This window comes from Streptomyces sp. NPDC033165 (genome assembly GCF_055577965.1).
In genome coordinates this window covers 74,356-91,297 of the sequence record NZ_JBVIPK010000013.1, presented here as the reverse complement: position 1 = coordinate 91,297, position 16,942 = coordinate 74,356, and the positions used below count along the sequence as shown (strand labels likewise).

Here is a 16,942-nt window from a genome sequence, read left to right as displayed (position 1 = left end):
CTCCTGTCGCAGGCCGCGGGGAACAACGCGCGGAGCCGACAGGGGCGAGGGGCACGGCTACGGCCAAGAAGCAGACGCTCGCCGACACACCCGGGTACGTGGGGCTGCTGGCCGCGTCGGGCCTCGGGGATCGTCCCGATCGTCCTGAAGGCCGCCCCGGGGCCCTGGCGCACGTTGAGGGTTGTGCCCGTCCAGTTGTGGATGCAGCACGTCGCGGCCGCGGCGCGGGGCGCGGCCGACTCTGCCGTACGCACATCCGGGAGGTGCGGAGAGGCCGAACTGTCCGTGCCGCGTACTACGGTTGCCCCAACAGCGGCCGTGCCGGCCGCGACGGCGAAGCGCGGTGCCTCCAGGGCAAGGAGATCGGGGAGAGCGGTCATGGGCGAGTCTCTGAAGACCTTCGTCGGCGGTACCGAAGTCGAGGTGCCCAACAGCATCCCGGACATCCGGGCCGCGCTGCCCGAGGAGAGACGCGAGGAGTTCGACCTCGCGATCAACGAGGCCGGGGTGCACGAGATTCAGGCCGTCATGCGCCACTGGATGCTGGAGGCCGTCCCCGATCCCGAAGCGGAACGGATTCTGGACCGGCTCGCGCAGGACGAGGCCGAGAGGCGGAGCGTCGCTTGAGCTTCCGCATCTCCTACGCCCCGCCCGCCGACGACACCCTGGCCAAGATGCGGGACGGCGAGTCCTTCCGCGACGAGATGGCCCGCACGCTGGGTCAGGAGCCGTACGGACACGCCTCGTCCGCCGTCAAGAGCGAGCACGACCGGCGCGAGGCGACCGTCTCCGGGGCCATCGTCCTCTACTACGTCTCCCGGTCCGTCCTGACCGTCACCGTCGTCCGGCTCGTGCCCCTGCCCTGAGCAGCACGGCAGGGGCAGGGGCGGAGGCAGCAGGAGGGACGGGGGGCAGAGGCAGGGGTGCGCGTTCGGTCGTGCGCGTCAGGCCAGCTTCTCGTCCTGCGCCGCCACGACCTCCGTCGGCACCTCGAACTTCGAACCGCCGCCCCCAGCCGCCAGGTTGAAGGCGTAGAACGTCGCCACCGTGCCCTCCTTGCGCAGCGCCACCAGCTTGAACGGGACCGTGTCGCCGTCGTCCTCGGCCGTGACCGTCCAGGCCGCCGACTCGTCGCCACCGCTGACCTTCTCCTCCGCGATCGAGGCGACCTTCGTCGGCACTCCTGCGGTCGTGACGGTGAAGCCGCCCGCGCAGTCCGCTGCGGCCTTCTTCAGCGCGGCGAACGCGTCGGGGCCCGCCGTCTTGTCGTACGAGGTCAGCGCGACGAACGTGGACGTCAGGTCGAACGCGGCCTTCAGCGCGTCCTCGACCCCGTCGTCCGTCAGCTCCTCCAGCGGCTTCTTGCCGTCGGCCTTCGGCTCGCTGACGACCTTGCGCTTCGTGGTGGCCACCGAACCCTCCTGCGCCACGCCGTACATGGCGTGGGCCACCGGAAGGCAGGCCTCCGTGTCGACCTTGACGGCGTCCGCCGGGACCTCGTCGTCCGGGCCCGCCTTGGCGACCTTGTGGCCCTCCACATCCCCCTGGGCGAGGGTCGCCTTCTCCAGTTCGGCGGCGGTGAGCGCCTTGGCCGGGGCCGGGGCCTCCGGGGCGGAGCTGCTGCCGTTCGCGGCGCCGCCCTTGTCGTTCTTCCCATCGCCCGCGTCGGCGTCGGACGAGCCGCCGCAGGCGGTGGCCAGCAGGACGAGGGACGCCGCGCAGGCGGCGAGGGCGGTACGGCGTACGGCAGTGGCGCGCATGGTTCTTCTCTCCGGTTGGGGGAGCAACCGCCCTTCCCCCGTCGGCACTTCGACGCTGTCCGGGACGGGCCGTCGCAGTGATCCACACTTTACGATCGAACGCCCGAGCGATGGCCCGCCAGGCGGCACTCCCCCGTGATCGTGATTCTGATGTGATCACCCGGTGAACGTACGGGTGGCGCCGCCGCCGTGTAACGGAATTGCCGTTGCCTACGCCGTTACGAGGCGCCGCCGGACGGACGCTGGATCAGGTGGCTGAAGGCGTCCAGGTTCCGCGTGGACTCCCCGCGCGACACCCGCCACTCGTACTCCTTGCGGATCGAGTCGGCGAAACCGAGCTCCAGGAGGGTGTTGAACGCGCCGTCGGCCGCCTCCAGCACCGTACCGAGCAGGCGGTCCAGCTCCTCGGGGGTGACCACCGACAACGGCAGCTTGCCGACCAGGTAGACGTCGCCGAGCGGGTCGATCGCGTAACTCACGCCGAAGAGGCGGAGGTTGCGCTCCAGAAGCCAGCGGTGCACCCCGGCGTCGTTCTCGTCGGGGTGCCGGACGACGAAGGCGTTGAGCGAGAGGGAGTGCTTGCCGACGATGAGCGAACAGGTCGTCGACAGCTTGCGGGTGCCGGGCAGCGTCACCACGTAGTTGCCGGGTGCGGGGCTCTCCCAGGCGAGCCCGGCATCGTTCAGCGTCGCCTCGATGACCTGGGCCGCTGCTGTTTCGTCGGGTACGTCAGCCATGCGACGAGCGTACGTCAGCCCCGGACGGGCAGCAGATGGGCTCAGCCGTGGTGTGTACGCGCCCGGCGGCGGTGGTCGGTCAGCGCGGCCGTGTACACGTCGGCGGTCGCCGAGGCGGCCGTGTCCCAGCCGAAGGACTGGGCGTGCGCCGCCGCGGCCGCCCCCATCCGCTCGACGAGCTCCGGCGCGTCCGCGAACCGCCCGAGCGCGCGGGCGTACGCCTCCGGCTCGTGCCCCGGTATCAGAAAGCCGCTGACCTCGTCGCGTACCGCCACCGGCAGTCCGCCGACGGAAGCCGCGACGACCGGGGTTCCGGCCGCCTGGGCCTCGATGGCGACCAGGCCGAAGGACTCGCTGTACGACGGCATGACCAGCACGGACGCGGCCCGGAACCAGTCCGCCAGCCGGTCCTGGCCCACCGGCGGGTGGAAGCGTACGACGTCGGCGATGCCGAGGCGGGCGGCCAGCTTCTGGAGCCCCTCGGGCTTCGCGAGCCCGCTGCCGCTGGGCCCGCCCACCACGGGCACCAGGATCCGGGAGCGCAGGGACGGGTCACGGTCCAGCAGCACCGCCACCGCGCGCAGCAGCACGTCGGGGGCCTTCAGCGGCTGGATGCGGCCCGCGAAGAGCGGGATCAGGGCGTCCTGCGGCAGGCCGAGGCGGGCCCGGGCGGCGGCGCGGGCGGATGGAGCGTCCCCGGGACGGAATGTGCCGGAGCCCTTGGGGAAGGGCCGGAAGCGCTCCAGGTTGACGCCGGGATGCACGACGGCGACGGCGGCCGGGTCCGCGTCGTAGAAGCGGACCAGCTCGGCGGCCTCCTCGGCGGTGTTGGCGATCAGCCGGTCGGAGGCGTTCACGATCTGGGTCTCGCCGATGACGCGGGCGGGCGGCTCGGGGGTGTCGCCCTCGGCGAGCGCGGCGTTCTTGACCTTGGCCATGGTGTGCATGGCGTGGACGAGCGGGACGCCCCAGCGCTGGGCGGCGAGCCAGCCGACCTGGCCGGAGAGCCAGTAGTGGGAGTGCACGAGGTCGTAGTAGCCGGGGCGCTGACCGGCCCAGGCCTGCATCACGCCGTGCGTGAAGGCACAGAGCTGGGCTGGCAGGTCCTCCTTGGCGAGCCCCTCGTACGGCCCGGCGTCGACATGCCGGACCAGAACGCCCGGGGCCAGCTCGACGGCGGGGGGCAGCGACCCGGTGGTCGCCCGGGTGAAGACCTCGACCTCGATATTGATCGCGGCGAGCCGCTTGGCCAGCTCGACGATGTACACGTTCATCCCGCCCGCGTCGCCCGTACCGGGCTGGTGCAGCGGGGACGTGTGCACGGAGAGCATCGCGATGCGGCGCGGCCTGCGGGAGGCCCCGGGGAAACCGCCGGGGAACCGGATGCGCGCCGCGGAGCGGGCGGAACCGAGCCGGGAGACGTACTGGCTCACGTCGTCGGTCCTCCTCGCTCAGGGCCTCACTCGGGGCGTGCCGTGGGGAGGGGCGTAGGGCCTCTCCGAAGGGCGAGAACAGTGGAAGGCCGTCTTTCATTTCCGCTTTGCCAAATCATTACGTCGCCGGGCGGCGCGCCTCGCCACGTCGCCGGGAGGCGCATCGTGCGGTGAGCACCCCTCTCACCTCGTCGCATACGCTCGACGCATGCGCCAGCGCCCCATCGGCACCGTCACCCGCGGGACCACCAACCCGAACCGGCTGCGCCGCATGGACCGCTGGATCGCCGCCGTGCACGGCCCGGCCCTGCGCCGCGCCGCGACCCCCGTGGCCGCCGATCTCGGGTACGGGGCGGCCCCCTGGACCGCCGTGGAGCTGCTGGACCGCCTGCGCACCGCCGAACCGCGCACCGCGGTGGCGGGCATCGAGATCGACCCGGAGCGGGTCGCCGCCGCGCAGCCGTACGCCCGCGAGGGCCTCACCTTCGTCCACGGCGGCTTCGAGATCCCGCTGGAGGTCCGGCCCACGCTGATCCGGGCGGCGAACGTGCTGCGCCAGTACGACGAGGACCGGGTCGCCGAGGTCTGGGCGCGGCTGTGCTCCCGCCTCGCCCCGGACGGGCTGCTGGTGGAGGGGACCTGCGACGAGATCGGGCGGCGGCACGTCTGGGTGGCCCTGGGGCCGGAAGGCCCGCGCACGGTCACCTTCGCCACCCGGCTCGGCTCGCTGGCCCGCCCCTCGGACCTGGCGGAGCGCCTGCCGAAGGCGCTGATCCACCGCAACGTCCCGGGCGAGCCGGTCCACGCCTTCCTGCGGGACTTCGACCGGGCCTGGGCGGCGGCCTCCCCCTATGCCTCGCTCGGCGCCCGGCAGCGCTGGATCGCGGCGGTGCGGGCGGTGGCGGGCGACTGGCCGGTGACGGACGGGGTGCGGCGGTGGCGCCAGGGCGAGGTCACGGTGGCGTGGGACGCCCTGCGGCCGGGCGGCCACTGAACGACCGCCCGAAAGGACGGAACCAGCCCGTTCAGGGAACGCCGGGGGATCATCGTTCGTCCCTTGTGATGGGGAGGGGGGACGAAGGGCGGAATCGGGCACGCGCGGCGGCACCTGTGGGGCGAAGTGCCCCGGCACAGGCAGTATGTGACGCGGCAGGTGGCGACTACCTCTGTTGCTTTGCGGGGCGACATGGCACGATCACGACGTTGCCGAAAAGTTACTGACGGTAAGTCAGATGTGCGTTACCCGGCTTCGGTTGCCTTTCTCGCATTCGGCGCGATTGTCACCATTGCCGCAATTGCCCGCCACCGCTGTCATTACCGCCGCCTCTGTCACCGCCGCCATCACTGTCATTGCTGTCATCACTGTCATTGCCGCCCATATCGACTGAGTCGCCTTCACCCGGAGGCGAGCCCGGAGAACCGACCCGGAGGGGGAGCTCGTGAACCGACGCCACTGTGCCACTGCCGCGATCACGCTGGTCTGTGCGCTGGCCCTGCTGACGGCCCCGGTTCAGGCCATGGCCGCCCCGGCTCCGAACCCTTCGCCGTCCCCGGCCGCCTCTTCCCCGGCCGCCTCCTCTCCTTCCCGGTACTCCAACGCGGACCTGGAGAAGGTCCGCGAGCAGATCGAGACGCTGTACCGGAAGGCGGGCGCGGCGACGGACGCGTACAACCTCGCCGAGGAGCAGACCAAGAAGCAGTCCGGCGAGATCGTGAAGCTGGCCAAGGCGATCGTCGACGGACAGGCGCGCATCGCCGAGCTGAAGGACCGGGCGGGCGCCCAGGCCCGCGAGCAGTACCGCAACGGCGGTCTGCCGCCCGGCGCTCAGCTGGCCCTCAGCAACGACCCGAAGCTCTTCCTCGACGGGATCAACAAGGTCAGGCAGAGCCAGCAGGCTTCCCAGTCGCTCCTGACCGAGCTGAACCAGACGCAGGAGGACCTGGAGCTGTACACCCAGGACGCCAGCGCCAACTGGGAGAAGCTGGAAGCGAACCGGGTCAAGCAGGCCAAGGCCAAGAAGAAGATCAACGCCCAGATAGCGGCGGCGAAGAAGCTTGAGTCGCAGCTGGAGAAGAAGGAGCGCGACCGGCTGCGCCAGCTGGAACAGGACGCCGCGAACAAGGCGCAGACCGCCTGGCTCTCCTCCGGCGCGATCAAGGAGGTCAGCGGCGAGGCGAGCGAGGCCGGCCGGGCCGCGGTGGCCTTCGCGACCGCGCAGATAGGCAAGCCGTACGTCTGGGGAGCCGAGGGCCCCGGTTCGTACGACTGCTCGGGCCTGACGTCCCAGGCGTGGCTGGCGGCGAAGCGGCCGATCCCGCGCACCTCGCAGGAGCAGTGGCGGCTGCTGCCGCGCATCGACATCCGGGACATGCGCCCCGGCGACCTGATCATCTACCACTCCGACGCCAGCCACGTCGGGATGTACGTCGGCGACGGCTCGATCGTCCACTCCCCGCGCCCCGGCCGCAATGTCACGCTGGCGGGCGCGGGCTCGATGAAGATCCTCGGCGTGGTCCGCCCCGACAAGTAGGCGCGGCAGGCGTCGAGCCCAACGAGTACGCGCAAGCAAGCAGCGGGCAGCCGTCGTGAGCGAGTAGGCGCGGCAGGCAGCCGACAGCCGTCGTGAGCGGTGGCTCCCGGCTCATGTGAGCCGGGCCACGCGGCCGTTCACGGGCGGGTGATGTTCGTCATGGGCCCTTCCCGGCCCGTACGACGGCCCATCGCGCCGGATCCGTGTCAGGACGCGGCTTATGGCGCCGCATATGACAGCGCCCGCTTTCCGCATGCCATTCCGTTCCCCCGCCGTGTGCCGCTATCGTCCCCGACTGGCGGTGCGTCGATCGGCGTTCCGCCGCACCCTCGGGGGAGGGAAGGAAACCCGAACCGATGCCCGTACCCGTACCGCAGCAACGCGCCGTTCCCGCTGCGGAGACCACCCATGGCGCCGACCTCACCCTGCTGGTGATCGAGGACGACCCGGCGGGCACCACCATCACCGTCCCCGAGCTGTCGGCAGCCGCCGGGACCCGGGTCCGTGTCCGTACCGCCCGCAACCTCACCGAGGCCGGGCGGCTGCTCACGGACGACGTCGACTGCATCCTGCTGGACCTCGCGCTGCCGGTCACGGGCGCGGGACCGGCGGCCCCCGACGCCGGTGAGCGGCCCCAGCCCGCCTCCGAACGGCCCCAGCCCGCCTCCGAACGGCCCGAGCCCGTCTCCGGGCGGGCCGACGAGCTGGCGGCCCTCACCCACGTACTCCGCATCGCCCCGTTGCACGCGGTGCTCGCGCTCACCGCGCGGGACGACACGGAGCTGGCGGCCGAGGCGGTACGGGTCGGGGCGCAGGACTACCTCTTCCGGGGCGAGCTGGACGCGCGCGTCCTGAGCCGGGCCATCCGCTACGCCGTGGAGCGCAAGCGCGCCGACATCGCCCAGCACCAGCTGACCGAGTCCCGGCTGCGCGCCCAGGAGAACGCCCGCCTGGAACGCGGCCTGCTGCCCACCCCCCTGCTGGACGGCTCCGACCTGAGCTTCGCCGCCCGCTACCGCCCCGGCCGCAGCCGCGCCCTCCTCGGCGGCGACTTCTACGACACCGTGCGCACCCCGGACGGCACGGTGCACGCGATGATCGGCGACGTCTGCGGGCACGGCCCGGACGAGGCGGCGCTCGGCGTCGAGCTGCGGATCGCCTGGCGGGCGCTGACCCTGGCCGGGCTGTGCGGGGACGAGCTGCTGTCCACACTCCAGCAGGTGCTGGAGCACGAACGGCAGAGCGAGGAGATCTTCGCGACGCTGTGCACCGTCGACATCGCGCCCGACGGGCGACGAGCCGGGCTCTGCCTGGCCGGACACCCCGCCCCGCTGCTCGCCCGCCACGGACAGCCGGCCCGGCTGCTCCCGTACGAGGACGGCGGCCCGGCGCTGGGTCTGCTGCCCCGGGCGAGGTGGCCGCGCAGGCAGGTCGAGCTGGGCGGTTCCTGGAGCCTGATGATGTACACGGACGGCCTGATCGAGGGCCGTGTGGGGACGGGCGGCAGCGAGCGCCTCGGCCAGGACGGCATGGTCGCCATGGTCAACGAGCGGCTGGAGCAGGGCCTGGCGGGTGAGGAGCTGCTGGAGGCGGCGGTCACCGAGGTCCGGGAGCTGAACGGCGGCGAGCTGACGGACGACGTGGCGGTACTGCTGCTGGGCCGGGACCCGGAGCGGACACGACGGCGGGGCGGCAGCGCACCGCGCTCCCGCCCCGCGTCACCCGTGGCCGGGCGCCCCCTGGGCGCTCAGCGGCCGCCGTTGTAGGGGCCGTACGGGCCGTCGCTGCTGGACCCGCCCCGGCGGCCACCGCCGCCGCCCGAGACTTCCTTGATCGCGGGCCGTACGTCGACCATGAAGACGATCGACGCGATGAGGCCGGCGATCTGGAGGAAGAGCATGGGGATGAGCAGGTTCACGGCGACGGCGACGCCGAGAATGATCAGCCAGAACGACTTGCTCTTCTTGTCGGCGGCGCGGTAGGCGTCCTCCCGGGCGGTCGCCGCGAAGACGAACGCGACCACAGCCAGCACCAGCATCGCCAGATAGAGCAGCTGGAGGATCGTGCCGAATCCTGAGAGCAACATGGTGTACCGCCTAGTGAGTGGATGAACGCCCCGCGGCCGAGTGGGCCACGGTACCGGGACAACGATCCGGCCACCGGTAAAGGTGCCCGCCCCACACCCCGGTCACGCGTACCGGGGCGCCGAATGACCCTCCGGGGTCACGTGCCGGCGGGCGGCGGGGTCTTCTTGGCCGCGGGCTTGCGCGGGGCGGGCGTCTTCTTGGCGGCCTTGCCCTCGGCGGGCGCGGCCTTCGGCTCGGCGGACTTGACTGCTGCGGACTCGGCGGGCGCGGGCTCGGAGGACTCGGGCTCGGCGCCACCGGTCACGGGAGCGCTCTTCGGGGCGGCCTTCGGGGCGGCCTTCGGCTCGGCGGACCTGGGCGCGGCGCTCTTGGGCGCGGCGCTCCTGGGCGCGGCCTTCGGCTCGGCCTCGACGATGGCCGAGATCTCGACGATCTCCTCGGCCGTCTCACCGCGCCAGGTCCGCACGGTCTGCTCCCCGTGCTCGGCGACCTTCTCGTACGTCTCCCGGGCCTTGATCGCGTACTCGGCGGCCACGCCCACACTGCGGAGCGCCAGGTCCTGAGCGGTCTCGCCCAGCTTCTTCAGGTCGGCGGCGTCGAACGATCCGAACACCTCGGTGACCTTGGCCTGCACCGTGGCCTGGGCCTCCTTGGCCTGCGTGCTCACCTTCTCCTGCACGGCCTTGGGGTCCGTGTTGCGGACGGCGTCGATCCGCTCGGGCGCCTCGGCCCTCAGCTGCTCGATCAGCGCCGGGACCTTGCGCGCCTGCTGCACGGCCAGGTCGGCCGTACCTGCGGCGAAGTAGAGGGGGGTGGGGTCGGTGAGGGTCTTGCGCAGGTCATCGGTGATGGCCATGACTGTGGTCCTCCCGGATCATCAGAACCAGCTGCTAGCTGTGAGGGTCGTGGTCTTTCCTGGCGTCCGCACCGGCGTCCGCGCCCGTGTCGACGCCCTTGTCCGCGTCACCGTCGGCGGCCGCGCCGACGTCCGCGCCGACGTCCGCATCGGCTTCGGCTTCGGGGACGAAGCCGTTCTCGCGGCGGAAGGAGTCATAGATCTGCAGCAGGACGTTCTTCTGCCGCTCGTTGATCGAGGGATCGGCCAGAATGACGGCCCGCGTCTCCAGCTCCTCCCGCTCCCGCTCGTCGAGAATCCCCGCACGTACGTAGAGGGTCTCGGCCGAGATCCGCAGCGCCTTGGCGACCTGCTGGAGCACGTCCGCGCTGGGCTTGCGCAGCCCGCGCTCGATCTGGCTGAGATACGGATTCGACACCCCGGCGGCATCGGCGAGCTGCCGCAGCGAGAGCTGCGCCGCACGGCGCTGCTCCCGCAGGTACTCACCGAGATTGCCGACGTTGAGTGATGCCATGACTCGATAGTGCAACACCTCCGCTAACTATTGCAAGCACATGCTTGCAATAGTGTCGCGCGCCACGTCCTTGCCTTCGTGCGACTCGCAGGTGTCCGGTCCCAGCTATGTGTGGGCAGTCCCGCTCTTCTGTGGGCAAGAGGACCACCGTCCCGGTCATCTGTAGGCAAGTTCTGGGATGTTCCAGTCTTCTGTGAGCAGGGCAGTGACGGCCCTTCTACGGTCGGCGTGGACGGTTGGCGTCGTGCGTACGGGGGGCCTGGATGACTGCACACGTGGAGGACCCGGCGTCAGCTGAGGACTTCGAGATCGAGTACGTCGATACGGCGGGCGTGCGTCGACGGGGGCCATTGAGCAGGCTGTGGTCGGTGCGGTTCGAGGGCGTACGGCCTGAGCGTCGGTTCCTGTCTTTCCGGGGTCAGGGCAATTGGTGCGGCTGGTACTGGTCGGCGACCTGTGGTGGGCACGTCGGTTATGAGTCGTGGCTGGAGCGCGATCATTTGATGCTGCTCGACTTCGACCCGCTGGTTACGGTGGTCGCCTCGCAGCCCTTTCAGGTGTCGTGGCCAGGGCCGGACGGGAAGCGAGTGCGGCACACACCGGACTTCTTCGTACGCCGCGCGGATGGCACGGCGCTGGTCGTGGACGTGCGCCCGGATGAGCGGATCGAGCCGAGAGACGCGATGAAGTTCGCGGCGACTGCCGCGGCCTGTGAGCTTGTGGGGTGGAACTTCGCGCGGGTGGGTGCACCGGAGGCGGTGCTGATGGAAAACGTGCGGTGGCTGGCCGGCTATCGGCATCCGCGCGTGCACCGCCCACAGGTTGCCGATCGACTGGTGGAGGTGTTCGGCGAGGGAGCCTCATTGCTGGGCGGGGCCAGGCGGGTGGGCGATCAGATCGCCGTGCTTCCGGTGCTCTTCCACTTGCTCTGGCAGCGCGTCCTTGCCGTGGATCTCCACGCGGGACTGCTGTCGGCGAGTACGCGGGTCGGGCTCGGAGAGGTACGGGAAGGGGGCGGTGATGCCGTCGCGTCCGCGCTTTCTGCGAGCGGGTGACCTGGTCCGTTTCGATGACCGTCTGCACACGGTGGCTGCCCTGGAGGGGACTGCGGTCCGGCTCGTCGATGAAGGTCAGTTGCCGAGTGTGGTGTTCCTGGCCCCCCTGTTGTCGTCTGCCGGCTTCGAGGTGGTCACGCCGTCCTCGGTGCGGGCGGCAGTGCCGGCGGCCGGAGTGCTGGAGGGATTTCCTCGCAAGGCCGTTGAACGGGCGGAATGGTGGCAGCGGCACCTGGTGGAGATGCTCACCGGCCGTCCGCTGGAGGACCCACACGGCCCAGTGCGGGCCGCATACGATCCGGCGGTCCGGTCACTGCGTCAGCGCGAGCTGACCAAGGCGGAAGAGCTTGAGGCGGGTGGGCATCCCGCTTCTTTGAAACTGATCCAGCGAATGCGGGGACGTTTCGAGCGTGAGGGCGTCCTGGGCCTGGTCGACCCGCGGCTGCGGTCCGTCTCGGATGGCACCGGCCGCGTCGACCGGAGGGTCGTCGATGCCTTGCGGAAGGTCGTGGAAGAGCAGACCAGTCGCTCCACGGTGTCCGCTCAGGTCCTGCGGCGCCGGATGGAACGCGTGCTGGAGGCCGAACACGGCCCGGGGGTGGTGTCGCTGCCCTCCCGGACGACGTTCTACCGGCTGCTAGCCGCACTCTCCTCCGGGCGGCACACTCTGGGCTCGGCCCGCACCCGCCGCTCGCTGGCCAAGCAGCCGGACGGCATGTTCGGTCAGCTCACCGCGGCCCGGCCGGGCGAGGTGATGGAGATCGACTCGACTCCGCTGGATGTGTTGGTCGTCCATGACGACGGCACGGTGGACACCGTGGAGCTGACCGGCATCGTGGACATCGCTACCCGCACCCTGGCCGCAGCGGTGCTGCGGCCCTCGACGAAGGCGGTGGATGCCGCGCTGCTACTGGCGCGGGCGATGACCCCGGAGCCGATGCGGCCGGGCTGGGCGGACGCGCTGCGGATGTCCCGCTCGGTCCTCCCGCACGCCTCGCTCATCGCGCTCGACGAGCGGCTGGCCAACGCTGCGGCCGTGCCGGTGATCACGCCGGAGACGATCGTCTGCGACCGGGGAAAGGCCTACATCTCCGACACGTTCCGCTCGGCCTGCCAGGCGCTCGGCATCTCCTTCCAGCCTGCCCACCCGGACACCCCGACCGACAAACCGCATATCGAGAAAACTCTGGGTTCGGTGGCCACGATGTTCACCCAGTACCTTCCCGGTCACAAGGGACGCAGCACCGAATACCGTGGCGCCGATCCGGCGGCAGAGGCTGTCTGGTCGATCCATCAGCTTCAGGAACTCCTCCAGCAGTGGATCGTCATCTGGCAGAACCGGCCGCACGATGGCCTGCGGGACCCGCTGATGCCGGGCAAAGCACTGAGCCCCAACGAGAAGTACGCCGCTCTGGTCGCGGCCGCCGGGCACGTCCCGGTCGCGCTGAGCTCGGAGGAGTACATCGAGCTGCTGCCCCGGCACCGTCGGACGATCAACTCCTACGGCGTCCGTATCAACCACCGCACCTATGACAGCTCGGAGTTGAACCCCTTCCGCCGTCAGCGCTCCGGTGCGGGAGACGACGGCCGGGGCTGGGACGTGCACTACGACCCCTACGACATCTCCCGCGTCTGGGTACGCAACCACCGTCAGGGAGGTTGGATCACCGCGATCTGGCGCCACCTTCGCACTGCCCCGATGCCCATGGGCGAGCTGGCCTGGGACCACGCTCGCCGCATCCTGGCCCAGCGGGGCACGGATGCCGTGACAGAGGAGGAGATCGCCCAGACCGCCGTCGCGTTGCTGGACCGCGCCGCCGACGGGCCGGAGCAGGCACCCGTGAAACCATCTGCCGTCTCCTCCCGCCAAGGCCGCCGGGACCGCAAGGTCGCTGCCCGCACCCGCACGACTTCCCCACCGGCCTGGCCCCGCCCCGCTGACGAGCCCGAGTCGCCTGCTCTGCCAGCTCCCACGGAGGACGGCGAAGAGGAGCTCGCCAAGGTCGTCCCGCTGGAGATCTTCGACGCACGCAAGGAGGCCGAGAGGCGGTGGTGACCACGACGGAACCGGGTGAGGATGACATTGCGGACCTCGGAGAGGACCGGCCTGACCCGACGACGCGTCTGGAGGGCTGGCGCCGGTTCGTCGAGGAGGACCTGGCCGCTTTCGATCTGCTGCCCGAGCCGCAGTGGCACTCCTTGAGCCCGATGGGGCGTGAAGTCTACGACGAGGCCCGGATCCGTTATCACTCCGAGTTGCAGGTGGTGCGGACCTCGGCGGTGAAGGAGATCGCCCATCAGGGGCGGCTGTTGACTCTGCTCAACCAGCGCGAGCACGGGGCTCGACGAGGGATGATCGTCTCCGGGAAGCAGACGACGGGGAAGACGACCGCGCTCAAGCAGCTTGGCCGCCTCCACGAGCTGCGGGTCCGGCAGCGCTATCCGGGGAGTAGTCGGATTCCGGTCGTCTACCTGACCGCACCGCCCAAAGGATCCCCGCGCAAGCTCGCTATGGAGTTCGCGCGGTTCCTGGGCCTGCCGGCCATCGGGCCCCGGCACAACACGATCGACATCACCAGCGCCGTCTGCCAGGTGATGATCGAAGCCCGTACGGACCTTGTGCTGGTCGACGAGATCCATCTCATGAACCACGCCACGCTCGCAGGAGAAGATCTCTCCGACCATCTCAAGTACTTCACCGAGCACCTGCCTGCCACGTTTGTCTATGCCGGGATCGACGTCGAGCAGTCCGGTGTCTTCACCGGTGTCCGCGGCAAGCAGCTTGGTGGCCGGTGCGTGCTTGTCCGCACCGGGCCATTCCCGTTGGGCCCTGAATGGCGTTCGCTGGTCGCCTCCTTGGAGACAACCCTCCGTCTGCATCGGCACGAGCCAGGCACGCTGGTAAAGCTCTCGGACTACCTGCATCAGCGGACCGGCGGCGTCATCGGCAGCCTCTCCCACCTGATCCGCGCGGCATCCATCTCCGCGATCCTCGACACCAGCGAGCGCATCACCCGCGCCACACTCAAGAGCACACGTATCGACCACAACAGTGAGTCCGCCTCCCAACTTGCCTCGCCGCGAGGGGCGGTGCAGTGAGCGGACCTACCGGCTTCTGGCTCGTCCGTCCGCTTCCTCTGCCGGTCAGGCCCTTCCCCCGTGAGACCGAGGATTCATATCTGTGGCGTCTGAGTCAGACGAACAAGATTCCCCTCCAGCGATTGACATCGCCAAGTCACTGGCTGTTGTCTCAGCGGGACTACGTGAGCCGACTGAGCATCGTTAGCGGTCAGCCCCGCACCAGCCTCCTAAAAGCGATTCCTCACCTCGGCAAGGAAAAGGGTGACCCTGGGCGCCCGCGGCAGCGCGGTAGTTATGCCTGCCGCCATTGCGTCGCGCGGCGGACCGGCAGCACACACCACAGTGTCTGGACCTGGACCTCCTGCCACGACCAGGTCTGCATCCCACACCGCCTCTGGATCGGACGTGCTGTCGACGACCCCGCCCGCCAACTTGATCTCACCGAGTTTCCCGAGATCGTTGAAGCACAACGTCGTCACTACCGGCTGTTGCGCCGGCACGGACACCTTGTGATGGATTCGTGCTACCAGTACGGCTCGGACTTCTGGCACAGCCTGTTCCAGCGCGGATACCGCCTCAGTGACCGAGCGGAACGGCTCCGCCAGTTGTCGCCGGTCACCCGGGAGGTTCGCCCCTTCGACCCACGCCGCTATGTCGCCGTCTACCCGGAAATCGTCGAGGCCATCTCGCTCTTTGCATCCCCATACTGGCGGAGTCTCGCTCTTACCGACAATGAAACGAAGTTCAAAGAGTTCAGAGCGGAGTTCAACCGACGACTGCCCCAGGAACGAGCGCTCCGGACCACGGCTCGGGCGTGGTTCCTCACCGAACTCAAGCGGACCGCCATGCGCATCGAAGCAGCCGTGCAGCAGGATCGCCCGGAACCAGATCTGGGGTTTGTCGTTCGGTCGGAGAGCCGCTAGTTGACCTTCACCTTGGGGGAGGCCACAGCATCAAAGGGCCGGGCGACGTGCTCGGCATGAGGAGGAGCGAGCATGGGGTTGCTGACTATCGGGACGTTCGCGAAGGCGTCCCGCCTGTCGCCGAAGGCGCTGCGTCTTTACGACGAGCTCGGACTGCTGACCCCCGCTCGCGTCGACCCGGTGAGCGGCTATCGCCTCTACGCACCGGAACAACTGGACCAGGCCCGGCTGGTCGCCTGGCTCCGGCGCCTGGGGATGCCCCTGGCCCGCATCCAGCAAGTCTGCACGCTGGAGTCAGCCGCGGCGGCACAGGAGATCCGCGCGTTCTGGGCCCAGATCGAGGCCGACACCGCCGCGCGGCGGGACCTCGCTTCCTTCCTCATCGACCATCTGTCCTGGAAGGACCCCGCCATGTCTCCGACCTCCAAGCCCCTGGGAATCCGTTACGCCGCCCTTTCCGACACAGGCCTTGTCCGCGAGAGCAACCAGGACACCGCCTACGCCGGGTCCCGCCTGCTCGCCGTCGCCGACGGCTACGGCAGCGCAGGAGCCCCAGCCAGCGCGGCCGCCGTCGACGCGCTCAAGCGCCTCGAAACCGACAGCATCCAGGCAGGCGATCTCCTCAACGTCCTCGAAGACGCCGTCGAGCAGGCCAAACAGGCCGTCAACGGCGTCGCCGGACCCGGCTCATCACCCGAGGGCGAAGTGGCCGGCACCACACTCACCGCGATGCTCTGGACCGGCTCACAGCTGGCCCTCGTCCACATCGGCGACTCCCGCGTCTACCTCCTGCGCGACGGAGAGCTGTTCCAGATCACCCACGATCACACCATGGTGCAGTCGATGGTCGACGAAGGACGTCTCACCCCGGAGGAAGCCGTCTCCCACCCCCAGCGGGCGCTGCTGATACGAGCCCTGGGCCAAGGAGCCGATGCCACCCATGACATGCGCCTTCACGACGCTCAGCAGGGAGACCGATACCTGCTCTGCTCCGACGGCCTGTCGACCGTCGTGCAGACCGAAGAAATCCGACGGGTGCTCTCCGAGATCAGGGGGCCCGAGCAGGCCGTCCGCGAACTCATCGCCCTCGCCAACGGCTCAGGCGGCCCCGACAACGTCAGCTGCGTGGTCGCCGACGTCATGGAGCTCCAGCAGTAGGAGCGAGCGGCATGCACTTCGAGTTGCACCAGATCCGCTCTCAGGAACTCATCCGTGAAGCCGACGAGTACCGACTCGCCCAACAAGCCAGGAGGGTCGCGCCGACACCCCGACCCATGGCAGCTGGCACCTCGCAACCGACTCCACGGCGCCTGCTGGCCTGGCTCCGCGGGTGAACGACCGTGCTGCCTACGGTTGCGCGGGACACCAACCGCCAACCCGTCCCGCACAACCGTAGGCACCGCAGGTCAGAGCCCCACCCTGCCCACACTCATCTGGGACAGGACAGTGCGGCTCGCAGGGGTTTCTGTCACCAGTCGCTCGTAGTCGACCGGCTACTGTCCGGACGTCAGATCATGGCCAGCCGTGGCCGACACGATGAGCTGTGGTGGGATTCGGAGTTCTCTTGCGGTTCCTGTGGCACCTACCTGTGCGAACACGCTGGTACCGGACCAGCACCTGACGATGTTCGGGAGGCTCGCCTCGCAGCGCATGGGTCCGTCAGACTGCGGTTGGCCGGTTCGGTTCCCGGTCTCGTCCCAGCTTTGAAGGTCTCGCAGAAAAGTCGCCTCTCGCCGTCGTCCCGAGGTCGTCACTCAGAGGGTCCCCCCTGAGCCCAACAGGGACGGGCAAGACGACCGTCCTCAGGCCGGGCAAGCGAATCTCTCAGTGTTTCATCTGCTCTGGCCAGGGCGGCTGACAGCGGATCTGTCGCGGCCTCTTGCGGGTGGCCACGCTGGCGTCCAGGCCGCAGGCCCTGTGAACGGGCGACCAGGGCCACGGGCGGCGTACTCGCAGGGCCTCGGG

General features: G+C 69.9%; 16 protein-coding genes. 10 read left to right on the top strand and 6 right to left on the bottom strand.

Annotated features, from left to right (window positions below; genetic code table 11):
• The first annotated feature begins 378 nt into the window (after nucleotides 1-378).
• Nucleotides 379-627, top strand: a complete 249-nt coding sequence (locus ACZ5WC_RS26350) for a hypothetical protein (protein WP_019762208.1) — start codon at nucleotides 379-381, stop codon at nucleotides 625-627.
• On the top strand, nucleotides 624-866 hold the full coding sequence (locus tag ACZ5WC_RS26345; protein WP_468543118.1) for a hypothetical protein: 243 nt from the start codon (nucleotides 624-626) through the stop codon (nucleotides 864-866). Before ACZ5WC_RS26350 ends, ACZ5WC_RS26345 begins: the two co-directional genes overlap by 4 nt.
• Nucleotides 867-944: 78 nt before the next feature.
• Here the strand turns inward: ACZ5WC_RS26345 and ACZ5WC_RS26340 are convergent, their stop codons facing one another.
• The 3 genes from ACZ5WC_RS26340 to mshA all read right to left on the bottom strand — a co-directional run bounded on the left by ACZ5WC_RS26340 (nucleotide 945) and on the right by mshA (nucleotide 3,930).
• Nucleotides 945-1,760 (bottom strand): hypothetical protein, encoded by an 816-nt coding sequence (locus ACZ5WC_RS26340; protein WP_468543117.1) that lies wholly within the window; start codon nucleotides 1,758-1,760, stop codon nucleotides 945-947.
• A gap of 218 nt (nucleotides 1,761-1,978) precedes the next feature.
• Nucleotides 1,979-2,497 (bottom strand): type III secretion system chaperone family protein, encoded by a 519-nt coding sequence (locus tag ACZ5WC_RS26335; RefSeq protein WP_096629929.1) that lies wholly within the window; start codon nucleotides 2,495-2,497, stop codon nucleotides 1,979-1,981.
• 41 nt (nucleotides 2,498-2,538) lie between these two features.
• Nucleotides 2,539-3,930 (bottom strand): D-inositol-3-phosphate glycosyltransferase, encoded by a 1,392-nt coding sequence (gene mshA / locus ACZ5WC_RS26330; RefSeq protein WP_468543116.1) that lies wholly within the window; start codon nucleotides 3,928-3,930, stop codon nucleotides 2,539-2,541.
• Nucleotides 3,931-4,138: 208 nt separating this feature from the next.
• On the opposite strand from mshA, the gene ACZ5WC_RS26325 reads away from it, so the two are divergent.
• The 3 genes from ACZ5WC_RS26325 to ACZ5WC_RS26315 all read left to right on the top strand — a co-directional run bounded on the left by ACZ5WC_RS26325 (nucleotide 4,139) and on the right by ACZ5WC_RS26315 (nucleotide 8,227).
• On the top strand, nucleotides 4,139-4,924 hold the full coding sequence (locus ACZ5WC_RS26325; RefSeq protein ID WP_468543115.1) for a class I SAM-dependent methyltransferase: 786 nt from the start codon (nucleotides 4,139-4,141) through the stop codon (nucleotides 4,922-4,924).
• Between the two features lie 445 nt (nucleotides 4,925-5,369).
• Nucleotides 5,370-6,461 (top strand): C40 family peptidase, encoded by a 1,092-nt coding sequence (locus ACZ5WC_RS26320; RefSeq protein WP_468543114.1) that lies wholly within the window; start codon nucleotides 5,370-5,372, stop codon nucleotides 6,459-6,461.
• Nucleotides 6,462-6,817: 356 nt separating this feature from the next.
• Nucleotides 6,818-8,227 (top strand): PP2C family protein-serine/threonine phosphatase, encoded by a 1,410-nt coding sequence (locus ACZ5WC_RS26315; protein WP_468543113.1) that lies wholly within the window; start codon nucleotides 6,818-6,820, stop codon nucleotides 8,225-8,227.
• Here the strand turns inward: ACZ5WC_RS26315 and ACZ5WC_RS26310 are convergent.
• The 3 genes from ACZ5WC_RS26310 to ACZ5WC_RS26300 all read right to left on the bottom strand — a co-directional run bounded on the left by ACZ5WC_RS26310 (nucleotide 8,209) and on the right by ACZ5WC_RS26300 (nucleotide 9,918).
• Nucleotides 8,209-8,547 (bottom strand): DUF2516 family protein, encoded by a 339-nt coding sequence (locus ACZ5WC_RS26310; protein ID WP_096629921.1) that lies wholly within the window; start codon nucleotides 8,545-8,547, stop codon nucleotides 8,209-8,211. The two genes, ACZ5WC_RS26315 and ACZ5WC_RS26310, sit on opposite strands and share 19 nt — an antisense overlap.
• Nucleotides 8,548-8,684: 137 nt before the next feature.
• Nucleotides 8,685-9,404 carry a hypothetical protein gene (locus ACZ5WC_RS26305; protein WP_468543112.1) on the bottom strand — a complete coding sequence of 240 codons (720 nt, stop codon included), beginning with the start codon at nucleotides 9,402-9,404 and terminating at the stop codon, nucleotides 8,685-8,687.
• Nucleotides 9,405-9,438: 34 nt separating this feature from the next.
• The gene (locus tag ACZ5WC_RS26300; RefSeq protein WP_468543111.1) at nucleotides 9,439-9,918 is read right to left on the bottom strand and encodes a helix-turn-helix domain-containing protein; all 480 of its coding nucleotides are present in this window, start codon (nucleotides 9,916-9,918) and stop codon (nucleotides 9,439-9,441) included.
• Between the two features lie 263 nt (nucleotides 9,919-10,181).
• On the opposite strand from ACZ5WC_RS26300, the gene ACZ5WC_RS26295 reads away from it, so the two are divergent.
• From ACZ5WC_RS26295 to ACZ5WC_RS26275, 5 genes are all read left to right on the top strand, one after another.
• Nucleotides 10,182-10,973: a TnsA-like heteromeric transposase endonuclease subunit gene (locus ACZ5WC_RS26295; RefSeq protein ID WP_468543110.1), complete on the top strand. Its 792-nt coding sequence runs from the start codon at nucleotides 10,182-10,184 to the stop codon at nucleotides 10,971-10,973.
• 391 nt (nucleotides 10,974-11,364) lie between these two features.
• On the top strand, nucleotides 11,365-13,029 hold the full coding sequence (locus tag ACZ5WC_RS26290) for a transposase (RefSeq protein WP_468543109.1): 1,665 nt from the start codon (nucleotides 11,365-11,367) through the stop codon (nucleotides 13,027-13,029).
• Nucleotides 13,023-14,072, top strand: coding sequence for a TniB family NTP-binding protein (locus tag ACZ5WC_RS26285; RefSeq protein ID WP_468543108.1), 1,050 nt, complete (start codon nucleotides 13,023-13,025; stop codon nucleotides 14,070-14,072). The genes ACZ5WC_RS26290 and ACZ5WC_RS26285 overlap by 7 nt, the downstream gene beginning before the upstream one ends.
• Nucleotides 14,073-14,236: 164 nt before the next feature.
• On the top strand, nucleotides 14,237-14,977 hold the full coding sequence (locus ACZ5WC_RS26280; protein WP_468543107.1) for a hypothetical protein: 741 nt from the start codon (nucleotides 14,237-14,239) through the stop codon (nucleotides 14,975-14,977).
• A 72-nt stretch (nucleotides 14,978-15,049) separates the two neighbouring features.
• The gene (locus ACZ5WC_RS26275; RefSeq protein WP_468543106.1) at nucleotides 15,050-16,135 is read left to right on the top strand and encodes a protein phosphatase 2C domain-containing protein; all 1,086 of its coding nucleotides are present in this window, start codon (nucleotides 15,050-15,052) and stop codon (nucleotides 16,133-16,135) included.
• The last annotated feature ends 807 nt before the right edge of the window (nucleotides 16,136-16,942 follow it).